Below are 9566 nucleotides of genomic sequence, written 5' to 3' on the forward strand. Positions count from 1 at the left end.
CCCGGCGTCTGCTCCTTCGGCATGGCTCCATCCTCGTTTCCAAGGTCAGGAACCTCCAACAAACCCAGGGCGATTCAGAACTCCTGCGGCTAGCTGTCCAGCGTTGCCGCCTGGCGCAGCGTCGGGGACGAACAGGCCGTGGTTCGCGCGTGGGAACACGGCGAGCCCGTGACTCACGCCGTCAAGCGCTGCGAGGTTCTCCGCGTACGCCGCGACGCTCTCCGTGACCGGGATGAGCGGGTCGGAGCCGCCGAACAGCGCAAGCACCGGAGAAGTGACCGACCGCAGTACCGGCACCGGGTCAAACTCCAGCATGCCTGCGACGAACGCGAGGGCCTCCTGGGTGTCGTAGGCGACAGACACCGCCGAGTACCACGAACGGCCAGCGAACCGCTGCTGGTCGGCGAGCACCCCCTCGACCGGCTCGCCGGCGACCAGTCGCGCGCAGCGCTCATCGACCCACGCCATCGCATCCGCGTGCTCCTGAGACGGAAGACCGGCCAGCTCGCGAGAGATACGATCCCGCTCCTGCGCGGCAGGTGAGACGCCCGGGCCTGACACCGAGACGACGAAGTCCGTACCGCAGATCGCGGACGCCAGCAGCGACGCCCATCCTCCCTGGCTCACTCCGAGCAGACCGACCGGTTGCCCCTGGCAACGTGGGTCGGCGCGCAGAACCTCGACGGCAGCCAGCGCTTCGAGCGCCCGATCGGCCATCGTCTGCTGGGTCCAGTGTCCAGGCGAACCACCACAGCCGGGCTTGTCATACGTGAGCACAACGGCGTCGCACGACGCAACCGCTCCGGCCAGCCGCCCCAGTCGTCACACACCCCGTCACCAGAACCGTCCACAAGCACGACCCCGGTACGACGCTCATCCGACAAGACGGACGGCATGTGCAGGAGCGCTCGCAGGTCACCGAATGCTGTTGTGACACTCGTCCACTCTGTCCTCAGTTTCTCGGTCATGCGGCACTTCGCTGCTCGTGGGGATCAAGATGGGAAGGGGCGCGGGTACGCGCACGCGATGCAAGAGCAGCGATGCCGGAGGCGGGTTGCACGAAGGTGCGTGACAGCGGCATGCCACTGGGTCGCGTGTGCGTCTTCATCGTGGCACAGACGTGCTCAGAGGAGCGTGGCGGCGTAGGACCAGCGAGGCCATCGCTGCTGCCAGGGCTGCGAGTGCCGCGGCGATGCCGAAGGCGAGGCGGAATCCGTCGTTGAGCGCGGGCACCGGCTGCGAACCACCGCTGAGAAGCGTGGCGGTGTGAGCGGCGGCCGCCGTGGTGAGGGTCACGATGCCTGCGGTATCGCCCACCGTGCCCGAGGTGGCGGCTACACCGGAAGCCAGTCCTGCGTCCCGGAGGTCGGGGACCGTCATGCTGGTCGCGATGACCGCTGGCATCACGATCCCGCTGCCCGCGCCGACCAGTGTGATCGCGGGCAGGATGTCGACCGCGTATAGCGGATCGGTCGGCAGGCGGGTCGCGAGCAGGAGACCACACGTCACGGCGGTCAGGCCAGTGACCAGCAGGCTGCGGCTCCCGAAGCGCGCGGCTAGGCGCGGGTAGAGCGTGAGCGATGTGAGGGCTGAGGCGATCGCGAGCGGCATCAGAGAGAACGCGGCGTCGACGGGACTATATCCCGCGACCTGCTGAAAGTAGAGGGCGATGAGGATGGTGAAAGGAACGGTGCTTGCCGTCGTCAGGATGTGGATGATGTTCCCGCCGGCCAGGGTGCGGTTACGCAGGAAGGCAAGAGGGATCAAGGGGACGCGGGCGGTCGCCTGCCGGAGGACGAAGCCACCCAGCAGCGCCAGCGACGCAAGGCCGACGAGCGCGTGTGGGGAGTTCCAGCCGTGGGGGCCGACGGCGACCACGGCATACGCGCCGAGCATGAGTCCGGCTGTGGCAAGCGCGGCGCCGGCGACGTCCAATCCCGCACGTAATCCCAGGCCACGGTCGCGGGGAATGAGCCGGACGGCCAGTGCGGAGGCAACGATCCCGATGGGGACGTTGACGTAGAAGACCCAATGCCAGCTCATAGCATGCGAGATGACGCCACCGAGGACGATGCCCGCCGAGGCTCCAGCGGCCTGCGCGAAGCCGACCAGCCCCAGCGCTCGGCCACGTTCTCGCGGCTCGGTGAAAAGCGTGATCACAACGCCGATGGCCACCGCGTATGCCAAGCCTGCACCCACACCCTGGAAGAACCTGGTCGCGATGAGAACTTCTTGACTCCACGCCAACCCGCTCAGCGCGGAGGCGCCGGTAAACGCAGCCACGCCGGCGATGAAGACGGTCTTGCGTCCGATCAGGTCTCCTAGACGCCCTGCCAAGAGCAGCAGACCGTCGAATCCGATCGTGTAGGCATTGATCACCCAACTCAGACGCGATTGGTCGATATCGAGATCACGCTGGATAGAAGGAAGCGCGACCGTGACGATGCTGACATCGATGACAATCATCGTCTGCATGCCGCACAAGACTGCGAAGGCGAACCACCGGCGCCGACTGGACTGTTCTGCGACGATGCCTCTGCCGTCAGCCGCCATGCCCACGCCCTGCCTTCTGCGCTCGGTTCGATCGTGATGTTCAAAGCAACCGTATGGAGTGGTCTACTGAGACTTCAATGTTCTGAGGAGCCAAAGTAATGCTTGTTCGTCCAGGCTTCGGACTTTGTGGTGACTTGGCATCCTCACCCGAAATGCTCTGAGGTCGTGGCCGCCGCCCTCTTGGCGAGGGCCTGCGTCGGAGAAGCGCTCGACGTCGACTTTGCGGAGGGTCGGCGTCCCGGTCGATACCGTTCATGCCGAGCGCAGCCCTCCACGCCCGGCGCACCGGTCAATCCAGGTTGACTTCGGCCAAGCGGTCAATTATGGTTGACCACATGGACGTGGAGCAGTTGACGGCGCTAGCCCGGGCGACGGCGAGCGAGGACCCGCTGGTCGGGTTGGATGCGACCGTGCAGGTTCGCAAGGAGATGGAGCGTGTGGAGGCGGTGCTGGTGCGCCGTGCCCGCAACCAGGGAGCGACCTGGGTCGACATCGCGGCCGTGCTGGGCGTGTCCAAGCAGGCCATCCACAAGAAGTACGGCGGCAGAGGTCTGTTCGGCAGCCAGAAATAGGCGGGTAGCCGACCCCATCCGTAGGCGGCGAGCAGCAGCCTCAGCCGCCGGAGATCAGCACACCCGAAAACGGGCGGCTTCGTGCTGCCCGCGCGCATATGAAGGAGGACCTCATGACCAAGAACGAGACCGTGCGTTCGGCGCTCTCACTGGCGGTGAGGGCGAACCTCCCTGTCCTGCTGTGGGGTGCGCCAGGCACCGGCAAGACCTCCGCCGTCGTGGCGCTTGCTGAGCAGCTGGGCATGCCGATCGAGGTGGTGGTCGGCTCGATCCGCGAACCGAGCGACTTCTCCGGTCTTCCCGTCATCCGCGATGACGGGACCTGGTTCGCGCCGCCACGATGGGCGGAACGGCTGTCCGTTTCAGGATCCGGGTTGCTGTTTCTGGACGAACTGACCACGGCACCGCCCGCGGTGCAGGCCGCGATGCTCCGCGTCGTCCTGGAACGCGCTGTGGGCGATCTTGTGCTCCCGGAGGGCGTGCGTATCGTCGCCGCAGCGAACCCGCCCGGAATCGCCGCAGACGGCTGGGAGCTGTCTGCGCCGCTGTCGAACCGGCTCGTCCATCTGGACTGGCAGATCGAGGCCGCCGCGGTCGCTGAGGGATTCGCTCACGGGTTCGCCGTCGCCGATGCCGCCTCTGTCGCCGCGCCGACGTCCGGGCAGATCGCGACAGCGAAGGCGCAGCTCGGTGCATTCCTTCGTATCCGGCCGGAGCTGGTGCTTGCCGTGCCGGATTCGCCGGAGCGGGCGGGACGGAGCTGGCCAAGCCCTCGGAGCTGGGAGATGGCGGCGCGCGGCCTGGCCGCCGGGGTTGCGAACGCCAGCGACGAGGCGACGATCGCCGCGCTGGTGATCGGTGCGGTCGGAGAGGCGGCGGGTTTCGAGGCGCTGTCCTGGCTGCGCACGCTCGACCTGCCGGACCCTGAGTCGGTGCTGAACGACCCCCACGCGCCACTGCCGGACCGGCCCGACCACCTGCACGCGCTGCTCGGCGCGGTCGTCGCCCACGTTCACGCGGATGCGAGCGAGTCGGCATGGGAGCGCGCATGGGACGTGATTGCTCGGGTTGCCAAGACCACGCCGGACGTGGCCGCGACCTCCGCCAGGGCGCTTGCAGGCCAGCGACCGGCCGGGGTGAACCTGCCCACGGCCATGCTCGAGCTCGCCCCGATCCTCCGCACAGCAGGACTCATGCCATGACCGGCCCGGCTCCGACAGACCCCGATCACACACCCGAAGTGCTAGCACGCTTCGCCGAGGCGCGGCTGTGGGCCGCAGCACAGGCGCCATACCTCGCAAGTGCGCTGTTCGCACTCCAACCGGTCGTGCTGGAACCATACGTGGACGAAGGGACCGGCGAGCCCGTCCCGGTCGACGACTTCCGGGCGTTCCCGGCCGACACCCGCTGGAACGTCCACCTCGATCCCGGCGCGACGCTCGCGACGGCCCCGCCGGTGGTCGGCTGGTGGCTGCTGCACCACATCGGGCATCTTGTCCGCCATCACGCGACCCGCTCCCCGGTGTCAGCCAACGCTCCAAGCACGCATGCCACCGGCGAGGCGGGCGCGCCGGACTCGATCGCGCGGCGGTGGAACCAGGCCGCGGACGCCGAGGTCAACGACGACCTCGAAGCGGCAGGACTCGACTCACCGGCCGGGATCATCTCGCCACACGCACTCGGGCTGCCCGAGGGACGACTTGCCGAGGAGTACCTGTCGCTCATCGAGGTTCTCGACACCGCCCACAGCAAGGGTGGGCGGCGGCTCGCCGAGCTGATCGACTGCGGCAGCGCGGCGGACGGGATCCCGCACGACTACGAGGACTCGGCCAGTGGCGACGGGCTCAGTGAGACCGAGCGCGACATCCTCGAATTGGCGGTCGCCCGCGAGATCGAAACCCGCTCGGCCGCGCGAGCCACGATTCCCGGCGGCTGGCGACGCTGGGCTAGCGAGAGGCTGCATCCCGCCGTCGACTGGCGCGCCGAGCTCGGCGCGATGCTGCGCCGCGGAGCGCGGCAGGCGGCAGGCCGGGTGGACTTCTCCTATAGCCGTCCCTCCCGGAGGCCGGCCGTCGACAGCATCGTGATGCCTGCGATGGTCGCTCCCGCACCAGAGATCGCGCTGGTCATCGACACCTCCGGCAGCATCACCCCCGCGATCCTGACCGGCTTCCTCGCCGAAGTGACGGCGATCATCGCCCGCGCCAGTGGACCGAGCCGACGGCTGCACGTGATCTGCTGCGACCTGAACGCCCACCCCGTCCAGACCATCCGCCGCGCAGAGGACATCGAGCTGCTCGGCGGCGGCGGCACGGATATGCGCGAGGGCATCAGCGCCGCGCTCGCGCTGCGACCCCGGCCTGATCTGATCCTTGTCCTCACCGACGGGCAAACCCCGTGGCCGGACCACCGCCCGCCCGTGCCGGTCGTGGTCGGCCTGGTCGAACCCGGCCCCGGCTACCACACCGAGACACCGCCACCTGGATGGGCACATGTCATCGCCCTCCCTGCCACTGCATAAGGAGCACCCATGACCATCGCCTACGACGACCATCCCGACCCCGAGCCCGAAGACCTCCACCGATGGACCGAGCGCGGCTTCACCGTGGCCGAAGCACGCCGCTGGATCGACAACGGATTTCTGCTGGGCTCAGCCGAACGCTGGCGCGGCAGTGGCGTCTACACTCCGGGCGACGCGTACGCCTGGCGCACCGCCGGCCTCAGCCCCTACACCGTGCAACCGTTGCTGCGCGCCGGGATGACACCCCGCGACGCCGTGCAATGGCACGAACTCGGCTACAGCCACACCGAGGCCGCAGAACGGCACCTCGCCGGAGAACGACCACGCCCCCGACGCTGGTGGCGGACCCTGCTCGGACACCACCCTCGCAAGTCGGACACGCTGACCGGCGAACAGTCCGCGACCATGCGGGCGCTGCTCCGCTCCGGAGTTCCTGTCGCGACCGGACGCGCTTACCTCGACGCCGGATGGCGCGATGCCGCAACGGCAGTGCCCTGGGCCAGAACCGGCCTCGACCCGGCACAGGCCGCCGTGTACCACAGCATCGGCTTCACCCCCTCCGAAGCATCAACCCTCGCTGAAGCCGGCCACGACGGCTTCGAACTCCTACGGCAGTGGTGGGACGCAGGCATCCCCCGAACGGAAGTCCCTGCCTGGGCCGTCGCCGGATTCACACCCGACGACGCCCGTCACGCCCGCGACGCCGGCACGACCGCCGAACACGCCGCCGTGCTCCGAGCGCTCAGCGGCCAGAGCGCCCCGAAACCACCCGAAGAAAGGAACTGACATGACCGCGATGATCAGCGCCACCGACCTCCGCAAAACCTACGGAAAGAAACAGGCGCTCGACGGATTCACGCTCTCCGTGGACGAAGGAACAGTATGCGGGATGCTCGGCCCCAATGGTGCGGGAAAGACCACGGCGGTCCGCATTCTCGCCACGCTGCTGAAAGCCGACTCGGGTAAGGCCAGCATCGCCGGACACGACCTCACGACAGGCTCCGACCGAGTACGCGCCGCGATCGGATTCACCGGACAGTTCTCGGCCGTCGACGAGATCCTGACCGGACGGCAGAACCTCGACATGTTCGCCCGGCTCTACCACCTCGACCGACGACAGGCGCGCCAACGAACAGACGAACTGCTCGACAGGTTCGCACTCCACGACGCCGCCGACCGACCCGCAGGCGGCTACTCCGGCGGGATGCGGCGTCGCCTCGACCTCGCTGTCAGCCTCATCCTCGCACCACGTGTGCTCTTCCTCGACGAGCCGACCACCGGCCTCGATCCACGCACGCGCGCCGAGGTCTGGACCGACATCCGAGAACTCGTGTCGGCGGGCACAACCGTCCTGCTCACGACCCAGTATCTCGATGAGGCCGACCACCTCGCCGACCAGATCGCCGTCATCGACAGCGGGACGATCATCGCCCGCGGCACACCCCGCGAACTCAAAGAGAGCGTCGGGGGTGACCGGATCGAACTCGCACTCCGCGACGAGAAACAGACGAAAGCGGCCGCACGCATCGTCGCCACCTCGACCGGCACTGACCCCGGCATCGACCTCCACCGTCGCCGCGTCAGCGCGCCCGCTCCCGAACGATTCCACAACCTGAGCACCACCATGCGACAACTCCACGAGGCAGGCATCGACCCCGAAGACATCGCCCTGCGCCAACCGACCCTCGACGACGTGTTCCTCAAGCTCACCGATCGGAAGGAGAAGACAGCATGACATCGCTCGCACCCCACACCGCAACCGCCCCCGGCTCGCCGTCACGGTGGGCTCTGCACGACAGCCTGATCGTAACTCGCAGATACCTCACCCACTTCCGCCAGCAACCATCACGACTTGTCGGCAACCTCCTCTTCCCGATCGTCATGGTGATCATGTTCGGGTACGTGTTCGGGAGCGCGATCACGCTGCCCGACGGCGGCAACTACCGCGAGTTCCTGATGCCCGGGCTGTTCGTGATGACGATGGCGCTCGGCATGGCACAGACCGTCATCTCCGTCACCACCGACACCGCCAAGGGCATCACGGACAGGTTTCGCACGATCCCCATGTCAGGCGCCGCCGTCGTCACCGGACGAAGCCTCGCCGACCTTGCGGCATCCGTCCTCGAACTGATCGCCCTGCTCGCCTGCGGCCTGCTGGTCGGCTGGCGCGCCAACGGAACCGTAGGGCAGACCCTCGCGGCGATCGGGCTCCTGCTGCTTCTGCGCTACGCGCTCGCGTGGGTCGGCATCTACCTCGGCCTCGCACTGCAGTCGCCCGACCTCGCGAGCGTCGCCCTCGCGCCCATCTACCCGCTGACGATGATCTCCAACGTCTTCGTCCTCCCTGCCCAGATGCCGGCCTGGCTCGGGGTCATCGCCGAGTGGAACCCACTTTCCGCTACAGTCACTGCCACGCGCGAACTCTTCGGCAATCCCGGCATCACGACATCGACATCATGGGCCGCCGAGAACGCGACACTCCTCGCCATCGCCTGGCCCTTCATCCTCATCGCCGTTTTCCTCCCCCTGGCAGCCCGGCGGTACCGGTACCTCGCCGCGTAGGAGCAACGATGCGTCCTCACGCCATCGTCGTGTGCCTCCACCCGCGGATAGCTCGCGTGCGCTGACCCCATCATGTCCACCACCGTGACTCGGTTCGCGCTGCACCCGATCGAGGAACACGTAGGCGGTTTCGCTCCTGTTTTCGCACGGACCAGCACGGTGCACGCGCCGATTGATCCCGTCGCCTACGACTGCGTAAAACTGATCTTCGTTCGATCAGGCTCGGCGATCCTGTTCAGCGAGTTCGGTGAGAAGCCAGTCAAGGCTGGTGACGCGATAGTTCTCGGGGCGAACGTGCTCTGTGGATCGGAGCCCAAAGGACACATCACGGTCACCACGATCTACCTCGACACCGACTAAGTGATCGACCAGGTGTTCTGGCAACACGCCGGACTGATACAAGATCGCCTGGAAGCTCAGGGGTTCGCCGAGACCGTCTACTCCGAACCAGCACAGATACTCCGTCTCGGTGAGCACCGTGCCGGGATGCTCATGCCCTGGCTGGACGAACTGGTCGAACGCAGCATCGACGGCAGATTCTCCCGGCACTTTTACCGAATCCAGGCCTTGTGGTTCAGCATCGCTCACGTTATCGCCCCATTCGTGAAGATCTCGCCGGTCAGAATGTCGGCGTCGCAGCGTGCCCACATCCGGCCCACACTCCCGCGGCACCGCCAGTTCGTCCCATTGCGTGCCGAGGCCCGTCGAGCTGTCGAACTACTGCGAAACGCTCCCTCGATGCAATGGACACTCGAGGAACTGGCCACGCAGGTCCATCTTTCGCCCTCACAACTCAGCCGGGTGTTCACCGACGCCTACGGCAAGACACCCTCGGCGTACCTGACGATGCTCCGCGCCGAACGACTGGCCAGACTACTGCGGGAGACCGACCTGCCGATCGAGGCGGCGATGCGGCAGGTCGGCTGGCGCAGCCGCGGACACGCCGCTCAGCAGTTCCGCAAGTACGTCGGGATCACCCCGACCCGGTACCGGCAACTGACCTTTCGCGCGAACTGAACGGCGCTCCCGATCTGGGCATCACGAACGGGATTTCGGGAGCATCCCGGCGCCGAGTCCCACCGGGCTGGAAATTCCCGGTAGGCCGGTATGTCCCACGTCAGGCGCACCACGAGTTCTCCTGACGGCCAACTTACCGACCTCGTAGTCCGCTGACCGTCTCGACACACTTGCTGGTTCTCCTGGCGCACCTCGTTGGTGCACCGCTGCCCTCTGCTGGGCGCGGCCGATGCTGGGAGGAGGCCAGAGCAATGGCGACGAGGCAGTTGAGTCCCCGATAGTGGTGTAGCGCGGTTGCCGAACTCGTCGCCGTAGACGTGGAGCGGTCACCGCGTGATCCT

8 protein-coding genes and 1 pseudogene are annotated in these 9566 nt (G+C 67.3%); 7 read left to right on the plus strand and 2 right to left on the minus strand.

Annotation, left to right across the window (positions count from 1 at the left end):
• Positions 1–45: 45 nt before the first annotated feature.
• Both GYH36_RS18060 and GYH36_RS18065 read right to left on the minus strand, forming a co-directional pair.
• Positions 46–819 (minus strand): alpha/beta hydrolase family protein, encoded by a 774-nt coding sequence (locus GYH36_RS18060; protein WP_376739839.1) that lies wholly within the window; start codon positions 817–819, stop codon positions 46–48.
• A gap of 285 nt (positions 820–1104) precedes the next feature.
• Positions 1105–2475 (minus strand): MFS transporter, encoded by a 1371-nt coding sequence (locus GYH36_RS18065; protein WP_162290560.1) that lies wholly within the window; start codon positions 2473–2475, stop codon positions 1105–1107.
• Positions 2476–2888: 413 nt separating this feature from the next.
• On the opposite strand from GYH36_RS18065, the gene GYH36_RS18070 reads away from it, so the two are divergent.
• From GYH36_RS18070 to GYH36_RS18100, 7 genes and pseudogenes are all read left to right on the plus strand, one after another.
• Positions 2889–3125, plus strand: a complete 237-nt coding sequence (locus tag GYH36_RS18070; RefSeq protein ID WP_024842381.1) for a hypothetical protein — start codon at positions 2889–2891, stop codon at positions 3123–3125.
• Positions 3126–3178: 53 nt separating this feature from the next.
• Positions 3179–4327 (plus strand): AAA family ATPase, encoded by a 1149-nt coding sequence (locus tag GYH36_RS18075; RefSeq protein WP_312028707.1) that lies wholly within the window; start codon positions 3179–3181, stop codon positions 4325–4327.
• A complete protein-coding gene (locus GYH36_RS18080) occupies positions 4324–5646 on the plus strand; it encodes a vWA domain-containing protein (RefSeq protein ID WP_162290562.1) in 1323 nt (440 codons plus the stop codon). Before GYH36_RS18075 ends, GYH36_RS18080 begins: the two co-directional genes overlap by 4 nt.
• A gap of 9 nt (positions 5647–5655) precedes the next feature.
• On the plus strand, positions 5656–6432 hold the full coding sequence (locus tag GYH36_RS18085) for a hypothetical protein (RefSeq protein WP_162290563.1): 777 nt from the start codon (positions 5656–5658) through the stop codon (positions 6430–6432).
• A gap of 1 nt (position 6433) precedes the next feature.
• Positions 6434–7381, plus strand: a complete 948-nt coding sequence (locus GYH36_RS18090; RefSeq protein WP_162290564.1) for an ATP-binding cassette domain-containing protein — start codon at positions 6434–6436, stop codon at positions 7379–7381.
• Positions 7378–8208: an ABC transporter permease gene (locus tag GYH36_RS18095; protein ID WP_162290565.1), complete on the plus strand. Its 831-nt coding sequence runs from the start codon at positions 7378–7380 to the stop codon at positions 8206–8208. The genes GYH36_RS18090 and GYH36_RS18095 overlap by 4 nt, the downstream gene beginning before the upstream one ends.
• Before the next feature lie 72 nt (positions 8209–8280).
• Positions 8281–9225: pseudogene (locus GYH36_RS18100) on the plus strand (helix-turn-helix domain-containing protein).
• Positions 9226–9566: the final 341 nt, after the last annotated feature.

Origin of the sequence: Cellulosimicrobium composti, from assembly GCF_010287905.1 — a bacterium.
Classification (GTDB): domain Bacteria; phylum Actinomycetota; class Actinomycetes; order Actinomycetales; family Cellulomonadaceae; genus Cellulosimicrobium; species Cellulosimicrobium composti.